Below are 26,334 nucleotides of genomic sequence, written 5' to 3'. Positions count from 1 at the left end.
CACCATGACCGCCCACATCAGTGTGTACGACCTCTTGCAAGACAGCGCCGAACACCATGGCGACCGCCGTGCGTTTGCCCAGGGCGCGAAGACGGCGACGTACGCTCAACTGCTGCAAGACGTGCGGCTGACGGCCCAAAGGCTGGGCGACAGCGGTGTGAAAGCGGGTGAACGCATCGCGGTATATAGCGCCAAGCAGTATGAGACTGTGGTGATGTTGCTGGCGATCAATGCCCTGGGCGCGATCCTGGTGCCGATCAATCCCCAGCTCAAGGCGCAACAGGTACGCCATATCCTGCTTGACTGCGGCGCTCGCCTGCTCGCCAGTACCGGCCCACGCCTCAGGCGTATCGAGGCCGCGCTGACGGACATCGAACTGGCGACCTGGTCACTGGAAAAAATGCCCCTCGCCGACCTGAATACGCAGGCAAACACGGGGCTGTGCAACGCCGTCACAGACAGTGATCCTGGCGCAATCCTCTACACCTCCGGCTCAACGGGACGGCCCAAAGGCGTGGTGTTATCGCAGCGCAATCTGGTGGCCGGCGCCCAGAGCGTCGCGCACTACCTGGGCTTGCGCTGTGATGACGTCATCCTGGGCATCTTGCCGTTGAGCTTCGATGCGGGGCTCAGCCAGTTGACCACGGCGCTGGCAAGCGGAGCGTGCTACGCCCCGCTGGACTTTTTGCAAGCGGGCGAAGTCCCGACGTTCTGCGAAGCTCATGGCGTCACCGCGATTACCGGCGTGCCGCCGCTGTGGATGCAACTGGCGTCGGTGCCATGGCCGCAGCAGACCGGCGCACGCATTCGATGTTTTGCCAACACCGGCGGGCATATGCCGAGCCCTTTGCTGGAAAAGCTCAGAGGCGCATTTCCTGATGCCCTGCCCTACCTGATGTACGGCTTGACCGAGGCGTTCCGCTCGACGTATCTGGCACCGGACGCGGCCCTCACGCGCCCCGACTCCATCGGCAAGGCGGTGCCCAACGCCGATATCCGCGTGATGCGCCAGGACGGCAGCGAATGTGCCGTCGGCGAGCACGGCGAATTGGTGCATCGCGGCGCGTTCGTGACCCTCGGGTACTGGAATGACCCGCAGCTGACCGCACAGCGCTTTCGTGCCTGTCCACGCCCTGGCTTGCAGCTTTCGCGCGATGAAACGGCGGTCTGGTCGGGCGATATCGTCTACCGCGACCACGACGATTATCTGTATTTCGTGGCGCGCAGCGACGACATGATCAAAACCTCCGGCTATCGCGTCAGCCCCACCGAAGTCGAAGAAATCCTGTTTGCCGCGCACGACGTCACGGAGGCCGTTGCGTTTGGCGTGCCGCATCCGCAACAGGGCGAAGCGATCATCATCAGCGTGTTTAGCCACCCGCAGGCGCCTGCCAACGCTAACGCACTGATCACGCTGTGCAGGGAAAAACTGCCAACTTACATGGTGCCGCTACACGTATCCATTCATGACTCGCCCTTGCCGCGTAATCCGAACGGCAAGATCGACCGAAAGCAGTTGAAGCATCAGTTTTTCGAGTTTTTCTCAACGCCACTTACCGTCACGGAATAACCTCATGCTTCGAATATGCGGTATCGCCTCCCACGTTCCTGACGCTGTGCCCTTTCAGGCGGTACAGGCGCAGGAAAAAAACATCGGCTACGGCCATCTTCTGTACAAGTCGGCCGCATTCTCCATGCCGCGCGGCCGTGGCAGGCTTGACGCCGAAGAAGCGCTTCGGCTGCTGCCCACGGCGAGCATCGCGCTGCCGGTAGCACCACCGTTGCAAAGCGGCGCCGACTTGGCGCTGGAAGCCGTCGAGCTGCTACGCGAACAAATCCCGGCAGAAACCCTGGCAACGATCACCCACATTGTAGTGACCAATACCGCGCTCAACCAACGCATCAATGAGTCCGTCGCAGGGCGTATCCAGCATGCCCTGGGTTTGCCTGACGCGCTGCCGTTCGCCATCGGCCAATCCGGAACGGCCGGTGTGTTCAACGCACTGAGCATGATCGAAGCGCTGGTGAGCATGGGCGGCAAGGTACTGCTGGTGGCGTCGGACAAGTGGCTTTATCCGTTCTTTCGCGGCTGGGGCGATCTGGTGGTGTACGGCGACGGCGCCGCCGCCATTTTGCTCGGTGGCGATGATCTGCCTGCTTCAGGCTGGGGCTCGATACGCGCCTGTGCGATGCACTATGGCGCGGCCATCGATAACCCATGGGCACTCGAACCCGCCGCCCTGGCGGAGCTGCTGCACCCGATGGCGGTGAGCGTCGCGCAAACAGCGCTTGAGCGTTGCGCACTGAGTGCCAGCGATATCGACTGGGTGTTGCCCGCAGGCTTCAGCGACCACTTCACCCTGGGCGTCAGTCGCGAACTGGGTATTGCCCACGAGCGACATTTCGAACTTGGCGCCCGTGGCCATCAGTCAAGCGCTTCACCCTTGCTGTCGCTGCTGCGCCTGCGGGCGAGCTTGCCTCGCGGAACAACGGCTACCGCCTTGCTGTGGGATGCGGGTTTATGTGGGACCGCCGGCGCCATTGTGGCCGAGATAACGGCTGCGGCCTGAACCAACACGCACACCGCCTAATGATCAGGAACCCCTATGTCTGCTTATAAAGTCAGCCTGCGTGAGCTTCGTTTTTTCTTGTGGGAACTGCATAAAACCGACCAGCAGTTTCTTGCCCGGGCGCCGTTCAACGACAAGCATCGCGCGTACTACGATGCTTTGCTGGAGCGCGCCAAAGGGTTCGCCGATGAGTTGGGCAAAGCCTACCAAGCCGCCGACCGCCAGGAATGCCGTCTGCTCGAAAACGGCAACGTCGAAATCCCCAAGGAGTTTCACGGCCTCTGGCAACGTTACAAGAATGAGTGGATTCAGGTGTTGGGCAACGACAGCGAATCGCAGCAACCGTCGATGCCGCCGCTGATCCGGCAGACCATTCAGGAGATGTTCATGGGCGCCAATCCGGCGTTCATGACCTACGGCGGCTTCAATTTACCGGCCATCAAGCTGTTCAAACTGCACGCCACCGCAGCACAAAAAGCCACGTACTTGCGCAAGCTTCAACGCCACGATTGGGACGCGTGCTTCTGCGCCACCGAGAAGCAAGCCGGCAGCGACCTGACCGCCGTCACCACCCTCGCCACGCCACTTGAAAACGGCGAGTACGCCGTGAGCGGCGAAAAGGTCTTTATCTCGGCGGGCATGCATACGCTGACGGAAAACACGCTGTATTTCGTGCTGGGCCGCATCAACACTACGACTGCGACCTCCTATTCCCTGTCCTGCCTGCTGGTGCCGCGTTTCTGGCCCAACCCGGACACCGGAGTGCTGGAAGATAACCATGTCGAGTGCACGTCTTTGCTGCGCAAGATGGGCTTGAAGGGCTGTGCCAATACCCAACTGGTGTTTGGCCGCAGCGGCACAACCCGCGCCGTACTGCTGGGCGATCGCAAGAATGCCGGCTTGCTTCAGCTGGTGCCCTTGATGAATCAGGCACGCATGAGCACAGCGATTATCGGGCTGGGCCTGGCGTCCAGCGCCTATTTGCATTCAGTCGAGTTCGCCGGCAAACGGCTGCAGGGACGCGCCATCGGGCGCACCTCCGATGCCAGCGCACCGCAGGTGCCGATCATCGAACATAGCGACGTGCAGCGCATGCTCCTGGAAATGAAGGCTCGGGTTGAAGGCTGCCGCGGGCTGCTGGGCAAGCTGACCGGCGCATCGACCCAAGCATTTGTCCTGGAGGCCGAGCCTGTACAGGATGAAGCCCAAGTCGAAAAGTACCGCAAGCTGGTGCTGCTGTTTACCCCTGTATGCAAGGCGTTCGTCTCGGATCAGGCGTGGAAAATCTGTGAGCTGGCGATACAGGTGCATGGCGGTGTCGGCTACACCGACGCCTACCCCGTCGAACAAAATACGCGCGACGTAAAAATCCTGTCGATCTGGGAAGGCACCAACTACATCCAGTCTCAGGACTTGGTGCGCGACAAGCTGGGGTTTGGCCGCAACTCTCGGCTGATCAAGTATTTGCGCGAAGAGCTGGATGCTTTCCTGGCCAGCAAAACACAGTTCAGCGCAGCACTGCAGGACCAATTCCTGCTGCTGGAAAACGCCATGGACGCCGTCGAGCAGGCGCTCTCGGTGATCGGTGAACACGTACGTGCAGGGCGCACCCACGAGACCAGTCAGTTCTTTACCCGTTTTCTGGAAATGATCGGCCTCACCGCCAGCGCCTGGGTGCTGCTCGAATCGGCCTGCCTGGCGGAGCGCCAACTCCACCAGCCACTGGCTGACGCAGAAGCTGCTTTTTACCGGGGCAAGGTCAAGACCGCCCATTACTTTTTCGCCAATATCCTGCCGACGGTGACGCAACACGCACACACCCTGCAAAACCTGCTGACCTCACACTGCAGCATTGCGCTGGATGAACTGGCGCAGGCAGAGGCGCAGGTTCCCCCCCAAACCTTGTTTGGCGCGCCGCGCACGCTGTATCGCGGCACCAATATCGACGGCGCCACGCTGGAGCCAAATGAAGGCCTGTGGGTGCGCGGTCGCAACCTCAATGACCTGATCGGCATCGTCGATTTCGCCGCAGCGCTATGGCTGGCGTGGTTTGCCAAGATGCCGTCCGACACCGAGAGCCAGGCGGTTGACGCCGTGCTGGTGCAGATTGCCGGCCACCTGTCGCAGATGCCCGCGTATCGGCGCGGTATCGAAGCGGTGGCCGATGGCGGCGCCAGCATGGTGCAGGCCGCGGCGTGCGGCTATCTCGGCGACCTCGCTGCGCTGGAAAACCTCGCCCTTACCGAAGCCGCAGCGCGCGGTTTGCCCACCCATCAGGACTTTATCCACGGCCTGGTCAGCATTGCGGCTGCACCGCACTTTTTGCAAGCGGCACTCGGTTACGTAGCGCTAGGCGCGGCACCGACCAGCCACGCCGAGTCTGTGCTGATGGCCTTGGGCGCGCCTCACGGCGATGCCGTGTCGGTACGTGTGGTGGACGCATTGCTCGTGGCCTGGCACGCCGGGTTCGGCTACATCACGCCGACGGTGCTGGTACCGCGTACCGCCATCGGCACCGGCGTCACCCTGGCCCAGGCCGTGGCGGCAGGTTTTATGGCAAGCGGGCCCAAACATGTCGGCGCGGCCGAAGAGGCGATGACGTGGCTCAAGACCTTCAGTGCCCACGACAGTCATGACGACATACGCAGAGCAGTCGACCAAGCGCTGGATCAGCCTGGCAACCTGTTGTTCGGTTTTGGCCATCCGCTGTTTGTGCAGGACCCCCGGCCGCCGCATCTGCGTGCGCTGTTTGCCGCATGGGGGTTCGGCGCACGCCACCTGGAAATCTACGATGTCGTCTGTGCCCACGCCCTGGCGCGTAAAGGGCTGCGTCCCAATATTGATTTCATCACCGCCGCGGCCCTGCTCGATCTGGGTGTGACGCAAGCGTGCTGGGGCGTCGGTCTCGGGCTGTGCGGCCGGGTGGCGGCCATGGTCGCCCATGCCGTCGAGCGGCGCGATCGACCCGCGTTCGGGGTGAGCAGCAAAGCCGCGCGCACGCTGTTGGCCACCGTTCCGGTTGGCTGGTTGTAGGACCTACTTTGACACTCTGCTGCATAACCACGCACTTAACACGGGAGCTTACCCATGCTGTTGAAAAACCTACGACCTGCCGATGAATACGATCACTTTGCCACCCAGGCACTGGAGCCCTGGGATGTGCTGTTCGTCACCCGCATCCGCCAGATTGCCCGCGACCTGCCGCCCGGCGTGCTGGTGGATATCGGCACCGCCACGGTTGTGGTGCCGGTGCGTCTGGCCGCCGAGCCGGTATTGAAGGGCTGGCGTTTCATCGGCCTGGATCTGGACGAGACCATGCTCGACGGTGGCCGACCGCGCATCGAATCGTTGGGCCTGAGCGATGTCATCGAACTCAAGGTGGGGGATGCCATGGACCTGCCCTTCGAGGACGCCAGCATTACCATGGCAGTCAGCCGCGCCACACTGCATCACTTGCCGGACAAGGTGAAAAGCCTGACCGAGATGTACCGCGTATTGCAACCCGGTGGCGTCGGCGTGGTGCACGACATGCGCCGCGACGTTGCGGCTGACCTGCTGGAAAAATTCACGCAAATGCGCGCGTCGGTGGGTTATCCACCGACCCATGTTGAAGAAAAAGTCACGCTGGAGGAGGCACGCGCCCTGGTCATTGAGGCGGGCCTGGAGCATTGCACGGTGGTGAGCAGCCCCCGCTCCGGCATGGGCGCCTTGGGTTTCGAAATTCTCATCAAAAAGCCCTTGCTGGCCTGAGACGCACGCTGCCGGAGAAAAGACTATGGAACAGCTAAAGCACTTTCAGGAACTGCTGGGCAGCTCGCAGGTGCACTGCGGGTTCCTGGAACCCAAACGCCTGCCGCTGGTGATTACGCCGATAGACACCACGCTTAGCGCTGACAGCGAGGCTTTTGCGACGTGGTATCGCCACAACCAGGCGCTGTTCGACCGCATGCTGCTGGAGTTTGGTTGCCTGCTGTTCCGTGGTTTTGCATTGCGCGACAGCTCAGACTTCCAGGCGATTGCCCACGGTTATCCCGAGCATGCGTTCGGGTATATCGGTGGCGCCACGCCGCGCAAGCACATTACGGCCAAAGTCTACGAGTCGACACGCATCCCGGCGACCCTGAGAATCGGCCTGCATCAGGAAAAGGCCTACATGGCGAACTTTCCGCACAAGCTCGCCTTCTTTTGCAGGCAGCCCTCCACTGAAGGCGGCGAAACCGTACTGTGCGACATGCGCGCCGTCACCCGCCGCCTGCCGGCGCAATTGGTCGAACACTTTCGCGCGGCGCGCATCCTTTACGTGCGTAACTTCCGCGCACCCAGCACGCCCGAGAACCAACCACGCAATGCCAATATGCGCGAATACCATCGCCCCTGGGATGAAGCCTTCCTGACCGATGATCCGCAGCGCGTCGAGCAGCTTTGCCGCGATACCCAACTCGATCACCGCTGGCTCGAAGATGGCAGCCTCACGGTGTCGCATATCGGCGACGCGGTCTTGAACCATCCGCTGACGGGCGACGCGATCTGGTTCAATCAGCTGTCGACCCAACATAACAATGCCCGCTCAATGGGAGAACAGGGTTTCGCCTACATCCAGCGCGTTTTTGGCGACAAACCGGCACGCCCTTACGATGTAAGACTGGGCGATGGCACGCCGATCCCCGCGCAGGAAATAGCGCCGGTATACGATGCGTTGGAAGCGGAGCAAGTGGCCGTTGCCTGGCGCAGCGGTGACATGCTGCTGATCGATAACATCGCCGTCGCCCATGGCCGCAACCCGTTCAAAGGCGAGCGCGACGTTCAAGTCGCGTTGTTCGATTGAACATGAATAGCCAAATCCTGCTGACTGACGAAACACTCGCGTCGAGCCTGCCACGCACACGCAGCGACGGACCCTGTGCGGTGTCGGCCAGACTGATCCAGGTCGCCGCCGGCAGCTTTCGCTTTGAGGTGCGCGACCTGCATGTCCATCGCGGTCGGCATACCGCCATCATCGGCCCCAATGGCGCCGGCAAGACCACCCTGATCGAAGCGTTGCTCGGTTTCCGCCAGGCGCACCTGGATGAGGCGCAGATTCTGGGGGTTGCGGTGGCGCATTTTCTGCAAAGCACCCGGCACCGCAAGCGGCTGGGGGTGCAGTTGCAGCGGGTCGAATATGAAGACTCCTCGAATGTGCGGGAGATTCTTGACTTGCATCAGGTGCTTTACGGCAAGCAATGCCCGCAGGTGGCGCAGGCGCTGGATATTGATGCGCTGCGCACACTGCCCTATCGGGCACTGTCACGCGGGCAGAAGCAGCGGCTCGATCTGTTCGTTGCGCTGGCACACCATCCAGAGCTTGCCGTGCTTGACGAACCATTCACCGGCCTTGACCGCGCGTATATCGAGCGCGTCGCGCAACTGCTGCGCCATGACTTGGCCGACCTGACCATCCTGATGATTTGCCACTCGGTGGAAGAGTTGGATACCGCAAGCGATGTGCTGTGGGTGTGCAACGGCGGTGTTGAGTATTGCGGCAACAAGGAAGCCTTGAAGAATCGTCTGGTCGGCGCCTTCCACGCCTCTCTGCGGCTGGACGATCCTGAGCGCCTGAATGCCATCCGTCGCCAGTTAGAAAGTGATAGCGCCACACTGCGGCTGACAATGCGATCCGATACTGAAATCAGCGTCTATGGCACGCAGCAACTGGACCTGTCCATACGCAGCCTGATCGCGGATGTGGCGTTCCAGCATTTTGAATTCGGCCCCACCGATTACCGCGATCTGCTGCACATCTGCGCCGGGGGTGAACAGCATGTTTAGCATACTGGCAATATTGACGCGCAACGAGCTGCTGGGCTTCCTGCGCAGCAAGTCTTCACTGTTCTGGGCGATGGGCTTTCCCGTCCTGTTGCTGACCGTAATGCTGATGGCGTTCGGTCAGCGTGGCTCACTGGGGACGGTGAAGGTTGAGTTTGTGGAGGGCGGCGCTCAGGAAAGCGCGGACCTGCGCTGCGAAGCGGCGATCCGCCAGGCCTTCGCTGGCGCAGATCCGGTAAAGGCCGAGTTTTCAACGGTCAGCAGCCCTGCCACCGTCGCAGCCAATACGGTGCGTATCGTATTCCCGGCAGGCGCCGGCCCGCTGCAGGTGCACTACGACTTCAAGGGCGCGCTGGCGGTGCGCGCCGCAGCCCGTGTGGTCGAGATCGCTGCGGTACGGTGTGCAGCGGCAGAGCACGGCATTGTGTCGGCAGACCTCGTCCAGTTTAAGGACGCGGCGTCCGGTGCCAAGGCGTTCGACTATGGCCAGTTTTTTACCACCGGCATTCTGGTCATTGTGTTGATGTCACTGGGCATCATGTCCACCGCCCTGTCGATCGCCAGCCTGCGTGAACACAATGCGCTCAAGATCTACGCGTGCTTTCCCGTGCCGAAGCTGGTTTTTCTGGCGTCCGTGCTGCTGTCGCGAGTGGTGATGATGCTGGTTTCCGTGGGGACTTTGCTGCTGGTTGCACGTTTTGGCTTTGGTATCGATATCTCGTTGTGGAGTATGCAGACCCTTCGTGCGGTGCCGGTGATCCTGTTGGGCGGCGCCATGTTGCTGTGCGTCGGCATCCTGCTGGCCAGCCGTACCTCTTCGGTGAAGGAAACCGAGTTGCTGTGCCACCTGATCCACTATCCGGCGCTGTTCTTCGGCAACCTGACCATCCCATTGAACGATGCGCCGGCCTGGATCAGGCACGTGCTCTCGGTGGTGCCGATCAACCAGTTCGTCTCGGTACTGCGCCAGGTGATGCTCGAAGGCGCGTCCCTGACGTCGCTGTGGCTACCTCTACTGACCATGGCCGGCTGGACCGCGTTGTTTATGACCGCCGCCACCTTAATGTTCCGCTGGCACAAGCGCTGAGGTTCGAACTCGATCATTTCATTGCATCACTCTTTCAAGGAAACAAGCATGTCAGTCAGCAAGATAACGCGAGCCTATTTGTCCAATGCCAGCGCGTTCATTCCGGTGATCGTGTTCCTGATGTGGGGACGTTTCGGACCCGGTGAGCCGGGCGTGCGCTGGGATACCGCGTATGTGGTCAGCGGCATTCTCAGCATTGGGCATATATTCTGGCTATTCAAACGCCGGCCCGGCCATTGGATCGCGCTGGGCGTGGACCTGTATTTGCTGATCGGGGCGCTGTTGGCGGCGTTATCTGGCGCTGCGTTGCAGGTGTGGGGTCAGGAACTCGGCGCGGCGCCCGTGCTGGCCTGCGTATTGGTGATCGGCGTGGGCGCCACCTGGTTTTCCCCGCTGGGTTTTATCGGCGAAGCCAGCAATGATCAGGCGTTGGTGCGACGACTCTCGGTGTGGCTGCTGATTGCCGCTGCAATCGCCGTCACGGTGTCGCTGATTCTGCGCCATAACATCTTGCTGGGCGGCGTGCTGCCGGTTATCGCACTGGTGCTGGCACGCAGCCAGTTGCAGAAACGCGTGGCTGTGGCGCAATGAGCGAGGTGGCAAACATCCAGCTGTTTCTGGCCGAAGTGGCCGAACAGCTGGGACAGGCCTCGCTCCTCACCGGGGATGCCTGTGCGCCCTATGAAACCGACGTGATGCAATGCCGCGGCCGCGCTGCGGCAGTGGTCATGCCGCGCGATACCGATGCGGTCAGCGCGCTGATGCGCATCGCTGTGCGCCATGGCATCCGGCTGATTGCCCAAGGCAACCGCAGCGGGATGGTCGGCGGCGCCGTACCCGACAATTCCGGCAAACAGGTGATTGTCTCCCTGTCGCGCTTGCGCCGCGTGCGCGAGGTTGATCCGCTGAACCGCACGGTCACCGTCGAGGCGGGCGCGCTGTTGTCAGAATTGAATCGCACACTGGAACCCCATTCGCTGCACTTTCCCATTGATATCGGCAGCGATCCGGCGATAGGCGGGTTGATCGGCGCCAACGCTGGCGGCAGTCGCCTGCTCAAGCATGGTGACGTGCGCCATAACCTGCTCGGCATCGAAGTGGTGCTGGCCGACAGCGACGGCGCGGTGGTGCAGTTGCTCGCGCCATTGCGCAAGAACAATACCGGGCTGGACTTCAAGCAGATGTTTGTCGGCACCGGCGGCGCCTTCGGGATCATCACGGCAGCGACGCTTGAGCTCAAGCGCATCGACCAGTCCACCCAAAGCCTGTTTGTGGCCTTGCCTGACCATGGCACTGCGCTTGAGGTGTTGCAGGCCTTCGAACAGCAGTTTGGCGATCTGCTCTGTGCGTTCGAAGTGATCTCGCAGGCGGCGCTGGCCATCACCCTTCGCACCTTCCCCACGTTGCGCCACCCGTTCGGGCAGTCGTCGGCGAGCTGTTATGCGTTGATCGAAATCGCCAGCAGCATGCCTGGCTTGCATACGCTATTTGCGCAGCGCACCGAGCAGTTGTTGGAACATTTGTATGAAGGTGAGCGAATTGTTGATGCCGTCTTGGGACATTCCAGCAGCTTTTGGCCGCTGCGCGACAACCTGCCGTTGGCGATTGCCAGCGAAGGCATCCCGCTCTCGTTCGACGTGGCGTTCTCGCGCTCACGCCTGGTGGCTTTCCGCGAGCAGGCAGTACGGTGGCTGGAGCACGAACACCCACTGCTGGCGCTTTACGATTTCGGCCATTTTGCCGACGGCGGCTGTCATTTGATTGTGCTGGTGCCCCATGCCCATATCGCTCAATACGGCATCGCACGCACAGTCGCTGTGCGCAGCGGCATCTATCGACTGGTGTGTGAAAACGGCGGCTGCTTCAGTGCAGAGCATGGCGTCGGGCCGGTGAATGCCGCCTATTACAGCAAGTACACGACGCCCAAGGTGCAGGCCATCAGCAGGTCCATGCAGCAGTTGATGGACCCCGAGGCGGTGTTGGGCCGCTACCGCTATACCTAGAACGAAAAAGTGCAGGTTCGACTTTGGCGCAGCGAGAGAGAGGCAATTCGATGATTAGCGGCAACATGCTTATCGGCCAGTCGGCCGTGCGGGGCGAAGACGGCGTGCTGTCGGCGATCAATCCGGCCACCCGTGAAACGATCGGCCCGGACTTCGGCGCTGGCGGTATTGCTGACATTGAGCAGGCCTGCCTGCTTGCCGAGCAGGCGTGCGATAGCTATCGCGAGACCACGGCGCAGCAACGCGCGCAGTTCCTGGAAGCGATCGCCAGTGGCCTCCTGGCGCTGGGGTCGACGCTGATCGAACGCGCGGCACTTGAGTCCGGGCTGCCGATAGGACGCCTGCTCATGGAGCGCGGCCGCACCGTGAGCCAGTTGCGGCTATTTGCGAAAGTGGTGCGCGACGGCCACTATTTGGGCGTCACCCTCGACTCTGCGTTGCCGGCGCGTATCCCTGCTCGCGCCGACTTGAGGTTGCGCAAGATCGCGCTCGGGCCGGTTGCTGTATTCGGCGCCAGCAATTTCCCCCTGGCTTTTTCGGTGGCTGGCGGCGACAGCGCCGCCGCCCTGGCCGCTGGCTGCCCAATAGTGGTCAAGGCCCATGAGGCTCATTTGGGCACCTCTGAACTAGTCGGGCGGGTGATCCAGCGAGCTGTCGCTGACCACCAGTTGCCGGAGGGCGTTTTTTCTCTGCTGATGGGCGACGGTAATCAGTTCGGCCAGGCCCTGGTCAGCCATCCTGCGATCAAGGCCGTCGCCTTTACGGGGTCGCGCCAGGGCGGCATGGCGCTGATACGAACAGCAGCGCAGCGGCCCGAGCCGATTCCGGTGTACGCGGAGATGAGCTGCATCAATCCCGTATTCCTGTTGCCCCACGCACTGTCGACGCGTGCCGGGGAGATCGGTCGTGGGTTTGTTGAGGCCATGACCATGAGCGCCGGGCAGATGTGTACTCAGCCGGGTCTGGTGATTGCTGTAGAAGGTCAGCACCTGGACCGGTTTTGCAGCACGGCGCTGGACGCTCTGGGTAAAAAAACCGCGCAGACCCTGCTCACGCCGGGTATTCATCAGGCCTATCTGGAGGGTATCGAGTGGATGGGCAATAGCGAAGGGGTTACGACGCTGGGACGGGGTTGCACGGCAGAAAGTCCATGTGCCGCGCAGGCCACCTTGTTCGCCACGCAAGCGAGCAGCTTTCTGAGAACGGGACGACTGGGAGATGAAATATTCGGCCCCAGCTCGCTGATAGTCGCCTGCAAGAATGAAGATGAAATGCTGGCGGTCGCCCAGTACTTGTCAGGGCAACTGACGGCGACATTGCACCTGGATGACGCTGATCATGCGCTGGCGAGAAAATTGTTGCCCATCCTTGAGCGCAAGGCGGGCCGCATCGTGACCAACGGTTATCCCAACCACGTCGAGGTATCCCATGCGATGGTGCACGGTGGTCCCTTCCCGGCGAGTTCGGACAGCCGCAGCAGCGCAGTAGGCGCCGGTGCCATAGACCGGTTCCTGCGGCCTGTGTGTTATCAAGACTTACCTGCCGCCTTGATGCCAGCGGCGCTACAGGATGGCAACCCGTCAGGGCTGTGGCGCACGCTCGATGGGAGTTGTGTTTCTGCCTGAGCCAAGTAGATCCGGGGAACTTCAAATCGCATAAGCGCATGCGTAATAATCATGCGTATTTTCAATGGCTTAACACTTCATCCCGGCAAAAAAAATTGAGGGTTTTACGTCAAAATATTTAATGGCGCGGTTATTTGTCGCACCCTAAACTCATTCTCGAAACATTTTGAATCACCTCGCTCGTTCTCCCTGCGCAGCCCATGTTCATGTAATTGCCGCTGGCTCCAAGCCCTGCGGGCGTTGCCGTGTGCGCGCGGAAAACACGCGCCCTCCCCTTCAAAGGAAACTTCATGCAGCGCAGAGACTTCTTATCGTCGGCCATCGCATTGGCGGCTGCGTCGGCATTGCCCGTTGCCCGCGCAGAAGAAATCACCGGTGGTCAACCCTGGGAACCCGGCACGGCCAGCCTGCCTGCGCTGGCTAACGTGCGCCAGGGCGGCCTGGCGTTTTTCAATCAGCATGAATTCCAGACAGCTGAGGCGATCGCAGAACGGTTGATCCCCACCGATGCGCTCTCCATCGGCGGTAAAGAGGCGGGTTGTGCCACGTTTATCGACCGCCAATTGGCGGGTGACTATGGCAAAGGCGCGACCCTTTACCGGCTGGGGCGTTTCGTCAAAGGCACGTTTGAGCAAGGCACTCAGTCTGCACTCACTCCCGCTGAGCGCTGGCGCAAAGGGCTGGTGGCGATTGATGAATATTGCCAGGCCCGGTTTGCAAACCCCTTCCTCCAGTTGCAAGGCGAGCAACAGGACGAGGTGCTGCAACTCTTTGAGAAAAATGCAGTGAAGGTCGGGACGGAGTTTGACGACGGCGCCAAGGAGATTTTCGAACAGTTGCTGGCCAACGTGCGTGAGGGCTTTTTGTCCGACCCGATCTACGGCGGAAACAAGGGCATGGCCAGCTGGAAGATGCTCGGGTTCCCGGGCGCGCGATACGACTTCCGTGACGTCATCGCCAAGAAGGGGCAGAAGCTCAACATCATCCCCACCAGCCTGATCGACAACACGCTCTGAACCACCCAGAACACTCGAGCGCCGTGGCACCGCCAACAGCGCCAACTCACCGTGATTTGTTGCACTGAAGAGGAATTCTCCCATGGCCCATGTACGCCCCAAAGCCGATGCTGTGATCGTCGGACTCGGCTGGTGCGGCTCGCTGATTGCCGAAGAACTGACTCGCGCCGGGTTGAATGTAGTCGCCATCGAGCGCGGCCCGTGGTTCGAAACCTCCACCGATTTCCCGCCCTCGGTCGACACCGACGAACTGCGCTGGGACACCCGCCGCAGCATGCTGCTGCCGCCGGCCATCGAGACCACTACCTTCCGCAACAACCGCTCGCAAACCGCCCTGCCCACCCGCGATTGGAGCATGAACGAGCTGGGCTATAACGTCGGCGGCTCGGGTACTCACTGGGCCGGCATGGCGTGGCGTTTCCTGCCATTCGACTTCGAGCCTTACAGCTTTACGCTCAAGCGCTATGGCAAGCAGCAGATTGAAAAGGGGCTGATCGTGCAGGACTGGGGCGTGAGCTATGACGACCTGGAGCCCTTCTACGAGCGCTTTGAAAAAATCGCCGGTGTGTCGGGCAAGGCCGGGGTCTTGAACGGCGAGAAGATCGACGGCGCGAACATCTTCGAAGGCAACCGCAGGAGTGAATTCCCGCTACCGCCCCTGGCCACCACGCGCCTGACGGACCTGTTTACCGAGGGCACCAAAAAGCTGGGACTGCACCCGTTCATGGTGCCTGCCGGCCAGGCGTCGCAGGCCTATACCAACCCTTTGGGTGTGCGCATGGGGCCTTGCACCTATTGCGGTTACTGCCTGTATTACGGCTGCGGCAACTTTTCCAAGTCGAGTCCCAATGCCTGCGTGATTCCTGCATTGATGCAACGCAGCAACTTTACCGTGCTAACCGAGTCGGCCGTGCTGCGTGCCAACCTTGCCGAAGACGGCAAGACCGCCACCGGCGTGAGCTACCTTGACCGCAATAAAATCGAATGGGAGCAACCTGCAGACATTGTGATTTTCTCGGCATTCCAGATGCAAAACGTGCGTTTGCTGCTGCTGTCGAAAATCGGCAAACCCTACAACCCCGAAACCCGCACGGGGGTAGTTGGCCGAGCCTACAGTTTCCAGACCGTATCCGGGGCCAACCTGTTTTTCGAAGACGAACAGCTCAATCAGTACATTGGCGCAGGCGCCCTCTCCGCACAGGTTGACGACTATAACGGCGACAATTTCGACCACGCCGGCAAGGGTTTTATCGGCGGTGCCGGAATCCTCGTGGTCGCCCGTGGCGCGCGACCCATCGGCAACGCCGACGCCGTACCGCCAGGCACGCCACGCTGGGGCAGCGAGTGGAAAAAGGCCTATCACCATGCCTTCCAGAACGGCACCTTCATCTTCAACCAGGGCACCAGTTTCTCCCACGACGAGTGCTATCTGGATCTGGACCCGGAATACAACGATGCGAACGGCGACCCGTTGATTCGCGTGACCTTCGACTACAACGAAAACGACCGGCGCATGGCCATTTTCACCGAAGAAAAGGCCGTGGAAATCGGCAAGGCCATGGGCGCGAAAATCGTCAATGGCTTTGATTCCGCCGCCGTCAACTACGGGCCGTACTTGCCGGCCAGCGACCACACCATCGGTGGCGCGGTAATGGGTCTGGACCCGAAAACCAGCGTACTCAACCGCTATCAGCAGAGCTGGGATGTGCACAACGTATTCGTGCTTGGTGCCTCGTCGTTCCCCAACAACGCCGGCTACAACCCCACCTCGACCATCGGCGCCCTCAGCCTGTGGACCGCCAAGGCCATCATCGATCAATACCTGGCCAAACCTGGCCCACTGGTGGAGCTGCCAGCATGAGGCCACGTCTTCGCATGGCCCTGACGGCCACCGCCGTATTGTCTCTGGGCTCAGCCATCGCTTTTTACGGTGCATTTGGCGTAGCCGATGCAGCCGACAGCATTGCTCAGCCCGGCCTGCAGTCCGACAGCAGCGCGGGTATCAAGGCACCTGCTAACCAGGCCCAGGAGGCGCCGGCAGTGACGCGCGGCCGCTATGTGGCCATCGCTGGTGACTGCGCGGCCTGCCATACCGACCCGCACCACGGCCAACCGTTTGCCGGTGGTTACGCACTCCAAACCCCGTTCGGCACATTGCTCGCCAGCAACATTACCTCCGACAAAAACACCGGCATTGGTGCCTGGACTGAACAGGAGTTCACCCGTGCGGTGCGCGAAGGCAAAGGCCGGCACGGTGAAAACCTGTATCCGGCGATGCCCTACAACGCCTACGTGAAAGTCAGCGACCAGGACATGCACGACCTGTGGGCCTACATGCAGACCGTGCCGGCGGTGAACAACGAAGTGGTGTCCAACCAACTGCCCTTTCCGTTCAACATCCGCTTAATGATGATGGGCTGGAACCTGTTGTTCTTTGACAACACGCCATTCAAACCGCTGGCAGGTGCTTCGGAACAGATCAACCGCGGCGCCTATCTGGTCGACGGCCTGGGCCATTGCGCGGCTTGCCATACCTCAAAGAACTTCCTCGGCGGTGACAAGGGCGGCGCGTACCTGCAAGGTGGGGATCTGGCCGGCTGGCATGCACCTGAAATCACAGGCAACCCATACGTCGGTATCGGCGGCTGGAGCGAGGCGCAAGTGGTGCAATACCTCAAGACCGGCAGTAACCACGTGGCGGTAGCATCCGGGCCAATGGCCGAAGCGATCACCAACTCGACCCAGCATATGCGCGACGAAGACCTGTACGCCATCGCCAGTTACCTTAAAACCCTGCCGGGTTCGCAGAGCCGCAGCCCGCGCCCTCTCAAAACCAGCGACAAGACCATGCAGCAAGGCGCCAACGTGTATTCTGCCAACTGCTCGGCGTGCCACAACAGCGATGGCAAAGGGATCAATCAACTGGCTTCGAGCTTGGCGGCCAACCCTGGCGTTCAGGCTGAAAATGCACAGAGTTTGATCACCACGGTGCTGGAAGGCGGCCGCGGCGCGGTAACCCTCGACAACCCCACCAGTGGCGCCATGCCCAGCTTCGCGTGGAAACTGTCGGACCAGCAGATTGCGGCAACGCTCACCTACATCCGCAACAGCTGGGGGAATGCTGCGCCGCAGGTGAGCGCCAAAAACGTTGCCGAGGTGCGCGAGCAGCGTAAATTACCGGCGCAATTGAGCGCGGACGGCAGCTCACGCTGACCCGACGTGGGCCTGCACATACAATCACCGTTCCAATCCACCACAGGAAGGCTGTATCGCATGGGCAAAAGCATCAAGCGCCATGGCCTGTTGAAGGTCGCAGAATTGGCTGGCGTCAGCTTGAGCACCGTGGACCGGGTGCTCAATGACCGTGGCCAGGTGTCCGACCTTAAACGGCGCAAGGTGCTGACCGTGGCGCGTGCCATGGGCATCCGTCCCGGTCTGCCTACGCCATATACCGGCCCGATGATTGTCGACGTGTTGTTGAGCGACAGTGCTTCCGACCACTTCAAGCGCTTGGAGGCAGCCTTCGAACGCCAAGCCCAACGCCTCGGTGCCCAACTCACCCTGCGCCTTCAACGCTGGGCAGAGAGCACGCCCCAGCAATTGCTCGACGCCCTGCAGAAACCCCGTTCACGACGCCACGGCATGATCGTGATCGCCCCGGATACACCCGCCATACATCAAGCGTTGAACGCCATTGTGCAGGGCGGCACGCCCACGGTTTTACTGACCAGCAACCTCCCGGATGTGCAAGGCGCGGTGTACGTGGGCATCGACAACCACGCCGCCGGGCGCAGCGCTGGACGGCTTATGAGCCAATGGGTCGGCCGGCAGCCGGGCGTGGTACTGCTGGTGGTTAATTCATTGGCCTTTTTTGCCCATCAGGAAAGGGCCAAGGGCTTCATCGACGTGATGGCGCAGCACGCTCCCGGTATCCGCATCGTCGGGCCGATCGAGTGCTTCGATGACGATGAATTCACCGGCGCCGCCGTTGCGCAATGCCTCGCGGAGCAACCGCTCGCAGGGCTGTACGACGCCGGTAGCGGGTCACTGGGTATTCAGGCTGCTCTCACCCACGTGGACCCAAAACCGGTATGGATCGGCCATGAGGCCAGCGCATTGCATGCAGCCTTGCTGCGCCAGGGCGCCATGTCACTGGTGTTGGATCAGGACCCGGAAGGCCAGGTGCAGGCGAGCATCGATTACCTGATGCACCAACATGGCATGATCGATTCACCGCCTCAGTTGCCATTGGCGATGAAGATTGTTATCGACGAAAGCCTCTGACATCGCTGTACGTGAAGCTCAAGCAATAAGGCGGCATCTTGATCTCCGGCGACCTTTATCACTGTACGACGCCCCGTATGCGTGGACCTGGTTTTGGCGTGTGCCTGAAGTCGCGCTCGGCACTTAATTCCAGCCCTTTCAAGGTCTTTAGAAGCCGGCTATATCTGGCTGATGCCGGCGAATACTATCCCTGTGGCGAGCGGGCTTGCCCCGCGTTGGGTTGCGAAGCGACCCCAAAACCAGCAGCCGAGGAGTATCTGACTCACCGCATTCTTCCCCTTCAGGTTCGCTTCGCAACCCAACGCGGGCGGTGCGACGATTCGACAAGCCCGCTCGCCACAGGGACAGTATTCGCCCTTAACGGGCTGGTATCAGACAGATTTCCTAAGACCTTGAAAGGGCTGGCTCAACCGGTATCACACGGGCTTACGGCCACGTCAGAAATCGCAAAGTCACTGGCAACGAGCCGGGCACGCAAGGTCTCATGAATGAAGGGCCTCAACTGTCGCGGCAAGCATCAAGCAGACGCTCGCCACGAGGGTAAGGCGTAATCGCATCGGTAGGTACCAGGCGGGCAAGTTCATGAACCGAGATAGCTGCCTGTCCTGCCGAAGGTGGGCAACGAAGCCGATGACCAACAGCACGTAACCCAAAGGCATTGGCAGTAAGGTGGCAATCCAACCAATAAGCGCGGGAATGACACTCCAGACGAACAAGTCGCTGCCCTGCTTGGCGCTCATGTCCCGCACAGTCATGGCGAAGCCCCAGTGCAAGGCGCCGACGAAGCTCAGGATGACTGCGCCGTAGTTAACAAGCGCAATCGCAAACAACTGCCGATAGTCGAGAGAGAACGGGATCAGCAGCGCCAGAAAAATAAACGGCAACAAACCGCCATAACCCAGCAGGCTGACGTGCTTTGGCGCAGAGGTTGATGGCAACGCGTTCATTTGTATTCCTTGCAGTGGGCGACGCTCAAGACTTTAGGCCCAAAAGCCCCGCTTGGGCGAGAGATTGATGGCGAGGTGGTGCATGCCGTTTACGAAACCGGGCGTGAGAGCCCATCGCGCAACTACTGCATACCGCCCATTGTCAGTCGGTTTCTTTCAGCATATCGTGTACAAACCTTATACAAGAGCAAGGTCGATGTACAACAAAATGAACTGGCCACTGACGCTGTACTTTGACGGTGAATGCCCTTTGTGTGCGCGCGAAATCAAGCTCCTGCGCGGGCATGCCGTAAAGGATCGACTGCTTTTTGTGGACATCAGTAGCGGTGCATTCGACGCCAAGGCACTCGGGTTCACCCTGGAGCAGATGCAGTCCGCGCTGCATGCCCGTTTCGCTGATGGGCGCTGGGTCACCGGCCTGGATGCCACCCTGTGGAGCTGGCGAGCCGCCGGTTTGGGCTTTTGGGCAACGCCACTCACGTGGCGTGTATTGCGCCCGCTGCTTGAATTCGGTTATCGGCTTTTCTGCCGCTTTCGTCCCCATTTGGCGTGGTTACCTCATCCAGATAATGGCCGCCGCTGTGTCGATAACCGTTGCGCGGTGCCGGCGTCAAAACCCGAATCAGACGAGCAATCCACTTCGGAAAAAAAGCACACGTAGTCAGATCGTGCGCAGCAAACACTCAACTATCGCCAGGGATTGCCGCCACATAACGCGCAGCATGGCTGCGAGGAATCAAGATGAACTCATCATTAGCCGAGTATTACCGTGAAATTCTCGTGGGCGTAGGCGAGAACCCAGAGCGTGAAGGGCTGCTGGACACACCCAAGCGCGCAGCCAAAGCGATGCAGTACCTGTGCAATGGCTACACGATGAGCCTGGAAGACGTGGTCAATGGCGCTTTGTTCGAATCGAAAAACGATGAAATGGTCATCGTGCGCGACATCGAGCTGTATTCATTGTGTGAGCATCACATGCTGCCCTTCATCGGTAAGGCGCATGTCGCGTACATTCCCACAGGAAAGGTACTCGGCCTGTCGAAGGTCGCCAGAGTGGTGGACATGTTCGCCCGCCGCTTACAGATACAGGAGAACCTTACAAAACAGATTGCCGACGCCATTCAGCACGTCACCCGTGCAGCTGGCGTGGCGGTGGTGGTTGAGGCGAAGCACATGTGCATGATGATGCGCGGCGTGGAGAAACAAAATTCAGTGATGACTTCTTCAGTGATGCTGGGAGCTTTTCGCGAGTCATCCGCTTCGCGTCACGAGTTTCTGCAACTGATAGGGCGAATAGGTTAGTACCGAAAAATCGCATCAGACTGTGGGTGAGGCTAAATGAATAGTTCCTTCAAGATGAACTCCTTTGGCGACGGCTATCGGGCCTTGGTGATTGGCGCCAGTGGCGCACTGGGTTCGGCTTTTTGTGAGTTGCTCAATCAGGACCCACGGTGTGCGTCTGTTCGCCAGCTGGGGCGCGGCAGTGTTCCAAACCTCAATTTAGAGGACGCCGACAGTATCGCCAGGGCGGCCTCCGAATTAGCTCAAGAAGCCCCGTACCAGTTGATTTTGCACGCTGCCGGCCTGCTCCATCGCGACGAAATCAAACCTGAAAAAAGTTACTCCGCTATTGAAGCGGATACGCTCCAGGCAGTATTCCAAGTCAACACAATCGGGCCTGCGCTGGTTTTGCGTCATTTTTTGCCATTGCTTGATCCTCGTGGCGCGATGGCGATGCTCTCTGCCAAGGTGGGTAGCATCGGCGATAACCGCCTGGGCGGCTGGTACTCCTATCGCGCCTCCAAGGCAGCCCTGAACATGATGATTAAAACGGCTGCCATCGAACTGGCACGAACGCGGCCTCAGACCCGATTGTTGAGCCTTCATCCCGGCACCGTTATTTCGGGCCTCTCACAACCCTTCCGTGGCGCCTCTGAAGCCCGGCCGGCAAGCATCGCAGCACATGAGCTGTTATGCCTGATTGACCGCTTGACCCCTGCTGACAGCGGCAATTTCTTCTCCTATAGCGGAGAACGCCTTCCTTGGTAGCAAACCTTCAGCGGATTTTGAAGGCGTTGTGAGCAGCGAACTTTGTAGGTCCCCCCTCTCCCCCTGGGTCTGAAACCGGCTCAGGCACGCCATGCATCGCACCCACCGAACTGCTCAGCCAAAGGTGGACGTAAATAGCCGCGAGTCACCGGGCGTCACGATCACCCAGGCCACTTTGCCGTCCTTCAGGAAAATCGTCTCTGTCATTGAAGACACACCCATCCAATCGGGCGTCCCTGCTGTGAACGATGGAGTCGTGATGTTAAATAATGTTAAACACAAAAATAACTTCACATAATTCGATCATTGGAGGATTATCTCTCCAACACGAATGACGCCCTGACAAAAAAACAAAACAGGATGGCAACGATGATCGACCACTCCCTGAATGCTCAGCCAGCGAACACACTGGCGCCTCCCTCCCCTCACGGCTACCTGGACAACGGCCTGCACTGTTGCGGTCTTCACGTATCCGCTGCCTTTCCAAGGAGCCTCCATGAATAACAAGAACGTTGGTGTGATCGGTTTAGGCGCGATGGGGCTCGGTATTGCCCGGTCGCTGTTGCGCAGCGGCTTCAATGTGCATGCCTGTGACGTGCGCGAAACCGTCACGCAGCAGTTCGCCAGCGAAGGCGGCGTTGCCTGTACCTCGCCTGCGCAGATGGCGGCCGCGTGCGATGTGATCATCACCGTGGTGGTCAATGCCGAACAAACCGAAACGGTGCTGTTCGGGGAAAACGCCGCCGTCGCCGCATTGCGCCCAGGCAGCCTGGTAATCGGGTGCGCCACCGTGGCCCCGACCTACGCCGTGGACCTGGGCCAGCGCCTGATGAACGCAGGGTTGTTGTACCTGGACGCACCGATCTCCGGTGGGGCGGCTAAAGCCGCCGCCGGTGAGATGACCATGATGACGTCCGGCCCCTGCGAGGCTTATGCAAAAGCCGACGGCGTGCTTGCTGGCATGGCCGGCAAGGTCTATCGCCTGGGTGACGCACATGGCCTGGGCTCCAAAGTGAAGATCATCAATCAGTTGCTGGCCGGCGTGCACATTGCAGCCGCCGCAGAAGCCATGGCGTTGGGTCTGCGCGAAGGGGTCGAGGCCGATGCCCTGTATGAAGTGATTACTCACAGCGCAGGCAACTCGTGGATGTTCGAAAACCGCGTGCCGCACATTCTCAAGGCTGATTACACGCCATTGTCGGCAGTCGATATTTTCGTCAAGGACCTGGGCCTGGTGCTGGATACCGCGCGGGCCAGCAAGTTTCCACTGCCGTTGTCGGCCACGGCTCACCAAATGTTCATGCAGGCCTCCAGTGCCGGTTTTGGACGCGAAGACGATTCGGCGGTGATCAAGATTTTCCCTGGCATCGCGCTACCGACTGCCAAGACAGACCCCGTATAAGGACACCCCCATGAGCCTACCTTCCGCACGCCCCTTGCTGGGCTGCATCGCCGACGACTTCACAGGCGCCACGGACCTGGCCAACATGCTGGTACGCGGCGGGATGCGTACGGTCCAGAGCATCGGTATTCCCAGCGACGACGTCGCCAGCGAGCTGGATGCCGATGCGATCGTGATTGCGCTCAAGTCGCGCACCGTCCCGGCAGAACAGGCTGTGGCCGACTCCCTGAAAGCGCTTGAGTGGCTACGCGAACAAGGGTGTGAACAGATATTCTTCAAATACTGCTCGACCTTCGATTCAACGGCCGCCGGCAATATCGGCCAGGTCAGCGAGGCCCTGCTCAACGCACTGGGCAGTGATTTCACTCTGGCCTGCCCGGCGTTTCCGGAAAACGGCCGGACGGTGTATCGCGGGCATTTATTCGTGCAGGACCAACTGCTCAATGAGTCAGGCATGCAGCATCATCCGCTGACCGCCATGACCGACGCCAACCTGGTTCGTGTGCTGCAATCGCAAACCACGCAAAAGGTGGGCCTGCTGCGCTACGACAGCATCGCGCGGGGCGTGGCGCAAGTCCGCGAGCAAATTGCAGCGTTGCGTGCGCAAGGTGTGGGCATGGCGATCGCGGATGCCCTTAGCGATCAAGACCTGTACACCCTCGGCACCGCCTGCAGTGATTTGCCATTGCTAACCGGAGGCTCCGGCTTGGCGCTGGGCCTTCCCGACAACTTCCGTCGGGCTGGCAAACTGCGTGACTTCGACCCCGCATCGCTGCCAACCGTACACGGTGGCGAAGTGGTCCTGGCAGGCAGTGCCTCCATCGCCACCAACGCGCAGGTGGGGGCATGGATAGACGCCGGGCGACCATCGCTGCGCATAGATCCGCTGGCACTGGCGGCCGGTGAACCGGTAGTGGCCCATGCCGTGTCCTTTGCACTCAACCAACCCCACACCGTGTTGATCTATGCCACCAGCACTCCGGACGAGGTCAAGACGGTGCAACAGCAACTGGGCGTCGAACGCGCCGGCCAGTTGGTGGAAACCGCCCTGGGAGAGATTGCCCAGGCCCTGCGTCTCAATGGCGTACGGCGTTTTGTGGTCGCGGGCGGTGAAACGTCCGGCGCAGTGGTTACCGCACTGGGCGTGCGCCTGTTGCAGATTGGCGCGCAGATTGATCCTGGAGTTCCCGCGACCGTCAGCAACACCGCCGAGCCGCTGGCGCTGGCGCTCAAATCCGGCAACTTCGGTGGCCGGGACTTTTTCGACAAGGCCCTGAAACAACTGGCGGGAGGTGCACAATGAGCAACGAAAGCGCCTTGCGCGAGGAAATCTGCACCGTCGGTCACAGCCTTTATCAGCGCGGGTACACCGTGGGCAGCGCCGGCAACATCAGCGCGCGGCTGGAAGACGGCTGGTTGATCACACCCACAGACGCCTGCCTGGGGAGGCTTGACCCGGCGTTGATCGCCAAGGTCGATCTGAGCGGTAAATGGGTTTCTGGCGACAAACCGTCGAAAACCCTGGCCCTGCATCGCCAGGTCTACGATCGCAACCCGGGTGTCGGTGGCGTGGTGCATACCCACTCCACCCATCTGGTGGCCCTTACCCTTGCCGGTGTCTGGCAGCAGGATGACATCCTGCCGCCACTCACGCCGTACCAAGTGATGAAAGTCGGGCACATACCTCTGATCAACTATCAACGCCCCGGCGCGCCCGATGTGGCGGACCAAGTCGCGCGCCTCGCCAACAGTGTGCGTGGCGTGATGCTCGAACGCCTGGGCCCGGTGGTTTGGGAAAGCTCGGTCTCCAGGGCGAGCTACGCCCTGGAAGAACTCGAAGAAACCGCCCTCCTGTGGCTGATGAGCAACCCGCGTCCGACCCCTCTGGATGCCGCGGCACTGGCCGAACTTAAAAGGGTTTTCGGCGCCCATTGGTAGGCATCGGTTGCCCACTGCGACACCCCTGACAATAAAAACAACAGGACCTTCCAGCATGACCACTATCGAGTTTCGTGTTGATGTTTGCACCGACAAAAAACCTCTTTGCATTCGACATGAAGGGGCGCGCTCATGAGCCCGCTTATCCTGATGGCGACCGCAGGCTTAGGCATAGCTTTGCTGCTGTTCCTGGTACTCAAATACAAATTTCAGCCGTTTGTGGCGCTGATGCTGGTGAGCATCCTGGTGGCCTTGATCGCCGGGGTCAAACCCGCCGACCTGGTCGCCACCATTGAAGGTGGCATGGGCAAGACCCTCGGCCACATTGCGATCATCATTGCCCTGGGCGCGATGATTGGACGCATCATTGAGTTGTCGGGCGGTGCCGAGGCGCTGGCCAAGACTCTGATCGAACGCTTCGGCAATCGACGCACGCCCCTGGCGCTGACGATTGCCGGCTTCATTATCGGTGTGCCGGTGTTCTTCGAAGTGGGGGTGATTATCCTCATGCCGCTGGCCTACGGCGTGGCACGTCGCGCTCGCAAGCCGCTGCTAATGTTCGCGTTACCGATGTGCGCTGCGCTGCTCACGGTACATGCATTTCTGCCACCGCATCCCGGTGCTGTCGCCGCCGCCAGCCAATTGGGCGCCGACCTGGGCCGGGTGCTGATGTTCGGGCTGCCGCTGACAGCGTTCTTGTGCTACGTCGGCTATCGCGTCGCCGGACGCATGACGCGCCGCTTCTACCCAATGTCCGATGATATCCGCGCCGAAGTCTACGGCCCACACGTCACCAACGACGACCTGCGCGCCTGGCAAGATAGCAACACCCAGAATGTGCAACAGAATGCGCAAGCCGTCTCGCACATGGGCCTGGAAGAATCCACCAGCAGCATCGTCGCCAAGCTTCCACCCGCCCCGGCGCCGGGTTTCGGCTTGATCGTCAGCCTTATCCTGCTGCCCATCGTGTTGATCCTGCTGGGCACTCTGGCGACCTCATTGCTGCCGATCGAATCGACCCTGCGGGGCATCATGACGGTGCTCGGCGCGCCGCTCGTGGCACTGCTGATCGACACCTTGCTGTGTGCCTGGCTGCTCGGTTCCCGTCGCGGCTGGAGCCGCACCCAGGTCTCCGATGTAATCGGCTCGGCACTGCCAGGTGTGGCCATGGTGATTCTGATCGCCGGTGCCGGCGGCGTGTTCGGCAAGGTGCTGGTAGACACCGGGATCGGCGCAGTGGTCTCCGACCTGCTGCGCACAACCGGGCTGCCGGTGCTGGCGCTGGGCTTTTTGCTGACGATGTTGCTGCGCGCCGTGCAAGGTTCAACCACGGTGGCGCTGGTGACGACTGCAGGCATCATCAGCCCGCTGATCGCCACGCTCAACCTGACGCCCAACCACATGGCTCTGCTGTGCCTGGCCATGGGCGGTGGCGGCCTGGCAATGTCACACATCAACGACGCCGGTTACTGGATTTTCACCAAGTTGGCTGGCCTTAACGTGGCTGACGGCCTGCGCACCTGGACGGTGATCACCACCCTCCTCGGCACGCTTGGATTCTTTATTACCCTGTTGATCTGGCCTTTTGTCTGATCGTTTTCGACCAGGAGT

General features: G+C 60.6%; 22 protein-coding genes. 21 read left to right on the top strand and 1 reads right to left on the bottom strand.

Annotation, left to right across the window (positions count from 1 at the left end):
• Nucleotides 1-4 precede the first annotated feature (4 nt).
• The 14 genes from Q7C20_RS00615 (at nt 5) to Q7C20_RS00550 (ending at nt 18,387) form a co-directional block, all read left to right on the top strand.
• Nucleotides 5-1,570 (top strand): acyl-CoA ligase (AMP-forming), exosortase A system-associated, encoded by a 1,566-nt coding sequence (locus tag Q7C20_RS00615; RefSeq protein WP_375064427.1) that lies wholly within the window; start codon nt 5-7, stop codon nt 1,568-1,570.
• Nucleotides 1,571-1,574: 4 nt separating this feature from the next.
• Nucleotides 1,575-2,570 (top strand): hypothetical protein, encoded by a 996-nt coding sequence (locus Q7C20_RS00610; RefSeq protein ID WP_375064425.1) that lies wholly within the window; start codon nt 1,575-1,577, stop codon nt 2,568-2,570.
• 36 nt (nt 2,571-2,606) lie between these two features.
• The gene (locus Q7C20_RS00605) at nt 2,607-5,603 is read left to right on the top strand and encodes a citrate/2-methylcitrate synthase (protein ID WP_375064423.1); all 2,997 of its coding nucleotides are present in this window, start codon (nt 2,607-2,609) and stop codon (nt 5,601-5,603) included.
• Nucleotides 5,604-5,657: 54 nt separating this feature from the next.
• Nucleotides 5,658-6,320, top strand: a complete 663-nt coding sequence (locus Q7C20_RS00600; protein WP_375064421.1) for a class I SAM-dependent methyltransferase — start codon at nt 5,658-5,660, stop codon at nt 6,318-6,320.
• 25 nt (nt 6,321-6,345) lie between these two features.
• Nucleotides 6,346-7,395 carry a TauD/TfdA family dioxygenase gene (locus Q7C20_RS00595; RefSeq protein ID WP_375064419.1) on the top strand — a complete coding sequence of 350 codons (1,050 nt, stop codon included), beginning with the start codon at nt 6,346-6,348 and terminating at the stop codon, nt 7,393-7,395.
• Between the two features lie 2 nt (nt 7,396-7,397).
• Nucleotides 7,398-8,375 carry an ATP-binding cassette domain-containing protein gene (locus tag Q7C20_RS00590; protein ID WP_375064417.1) on the top strand — a complete coding sequence of 326 codons (978 nt, stop codon included), beginning with the start codon at nt 7,398-7,400 and terminating at the stop codon, nt 8,373-8,375.
• Nucleotides 8,368-9,459: an ABC transporter permease gene (locus Q7C20_RS00585; protein WP_375064415.1), complete on the top strand. Its 1,092-nt coding sequence runs from the start codon at nt 8,368-8,370 to the stop codon at nt 9,457-9,459. Before Q7C20_RS00590 ends, Q7C20_RS00585 begins: the two co-directional genes overlap by 8 nt.
• Before the next feature lie 48 nt (nt 9,460-9,507).
• A complete protein-coding gene (locus tag Q7C20_RS00580; protein WP_375064413.1) occupies nt 9,508-10,050 on the top strand; it encodes a permease in 543 nt (180 codons plus the stop codon).
• Nucleotides 10,047-11,462 (top strand): FAD-binding oxidoreductase, encoded by a 1,416-nt coding sequence (locus tag Q7C20_RS00575; protein WP_375064411.1) that lies wholly within the window; start codon nt 10,047-10,049, stop codon nt 11,460-11,462. The genes Q7C20_RS00580 and Q7C20_RS00575 overlap by 4 nt, the downstream gene beginning before the upstream one ends.
• Before the next feature lie 50 nt (nt 11,463-11,512).
• Nucleotides 11,513-13,087, top strand: a complete 1,575-nt coding sequence (locus tag Q7C20_RS00570; protein ID WP_375064409.1) for an aldehyde dehydrogenase (NADP(+)) — start codon at nt 11,513-11,515, stop codon at nt 13,085-13,087.
• Nucleotides 13,088-13,377: 290 nt separating this feature from the next.
• Nucleotides 13,378-14,103 carry a gluconate 2-dehydrogenase subunit 3 family protein gene (locus Q7C20_RS00565; protein ID WP_375064407.1) on the top strand — a complete coding sequence of 242 codons (726 nt, stop codon included), beginning with the start codon at nt 13,378-13,380 and terminating at the stop codon, nt 14,101-14,103.
• Nucleotides 14,104-14,185: 82 nt separating this feature from the next.
• Nucleotides 14,186-15,964, top strand: a complete 1,779-nt coding sequence (locus Q7C20_RS00560; protein WP_375064405.1) for a GMC family oxidoreductase — start codon at nt 14,186-14,188, stop codon at nt 15,962-15,964.
• Entirely contained in the window at nt 15,961-17,316 is a 1,356-nt protein-coding gene (locus tag Q7C20_RS00555) for a c-type cytochrome (protein ID WP_375064403.1), read from the top strand. The genes Q7C20_RS00560 and Q7C20_RS00555 overlap by 4 nt, the downstream gene beginning before the upstream one ends.
• Before the next feature lie 60 nt (nt 17,317-17,376).
• The gene (locus Q7C20_RS00550) at nt 17,377-18,387 is read left to right on the top strand and encodes a LacI family DNA-binding transcriptional regulator (RefSeq protein WP_375064401.1); all 1,011 of its coding nucleotides are present in this window, start codon (nt 17,377-17,379) and stop codon (nt 18,385-18,387) included.
• A gap of 482 nt (nt 18,388-18,869) precedes the next feature.
• Here Q7C20_RS00550 and Q7C20_RS00545 read toward each other — a convergent pair whose 3' ends face one another.
• Nucleotides 18,870-19,334 (bottom strand): DUF3429 domain-containing protein, encoded by a 465-nt coding sequence (locus Q7C20_RS00545; protein ID WP_375064399.1) that lies wholly within the window; start codon nt 19,332-19,334, stop codon nt 18,870-18,872.
• A gap of 196 nt (nt 19,335-19,530) precedes the next feature.
• Between Q7C20_RS00545 and Q7C20_RS00540 the strand changes: the two genes are divergently transcribed.
• The 7 genes from Q7C20_RS00540 (at nt 19,531) to Q7C20_RS00510 (ending at nt 26,316) form a co-directional block, all read left to right on the top strand.
• Nucleotides 19,531-19,995, top strand: coding sequence for a thiol-disulfide oxidoreductase DCC family protein (locus Q7C20_RS00540; RefSeq protein WP_375064839.1), 465 nt, complete (start codon nt 19,531-19,533; stop codon nt 19,993-19,995).
• A gap of 80 nt (nt 19,996-20,075) precedes the next feature.
• On the top strand, nt 20,076-20,636 hold the full coding sequence (gene folE, locus Q7C20_RS00535) for a GTP cyclohydrolase I FolE (RefSeq protein WP_375064397.1): 561 nt from the start codon (nt 20,076-20,078) through the stop codon (nt 20,634-20,636).
• A gap of 36 nt (nt 20,637-20,672) precedes the next feature.
• The gene (locus Q7C20_RS00530; RefSeq protein WP_375064395.1) at nt 20,673-21,383 is read left to right on the top strand and encodes an SDR family oxidoreductase; all 711 of its coding nucleotides are present in this window, start codon (nt 20,673-20,675) and stop codon (nt 21,381-21,383) included.
• A gap of 388 nt (nt 21,384-21,771) precedes the next feature.
• A complete protein-coding gene (gene ltnD / locus Q7C20_RS00525; protein WP_375064393.1) occupies nt 21,772-22,785 on the top strand; it encodes an L-threonate dehydrogenase in 1,014 nt (337 codons plus the stop codon).
• Between the two features lie 10 nt (nt 22,786-22,795).
• Complete coding sequence (otnK, locus tag Q7C20_RS00520; protein WP_375064391.1) at nt 22,796-24,088, top strand: 3-oxo-tetronate kinase; 1,293 nt, start codon at nt 22,796-22,798, stop codon at nt 24,086-24,088.
• Nucleotides 24,085-24,723, top strand: a complete 639-nt coding sequence (locus Q7C20_RS00515; protein WP_375064389.1) for an aldolase — start codon at nt 24,085-24,087, stop codon at nt 24,721-24,723. The genes otnK and Q7C20_RS00515 overlap by 4 nt, the downstream gene beginning before the upstream one ends.
• A gap of 132 nt (nt 24,724-24,855) precedes the next feature.
• Nucleotides 24,856-26,316 carry an SLC13 family permease gene (locus Q7C20_RS00510; RefSeq protein WP_375064387.1) on the top strand — a complete coding sequence of 487 codons (1,461 nt, stop codon included), beginning with the start codon at nt 24,856-24,858 and terminating at the stop codon, nt 26,314-26,316.
• The last annotated feature ends 18 nt before the right edge of the window (nt 26,317-26,334 follow it).

The sequence above is a fragment of the Pseudomonas sp. AMR01 genome, from assembly GCF_041946035.1.
GTDB lineage: Bacteria > Pseudomonadota > Gammaproteobacteria > Pseudomonadales > Pseudomonadaceae > Aquipseudomonas > Aquipseudomonas antarctica_B.
Note: the sequence above shows the minus strand (reverse complement) of the source record. Positions and strands in the feature narration are given on the sequence as shown.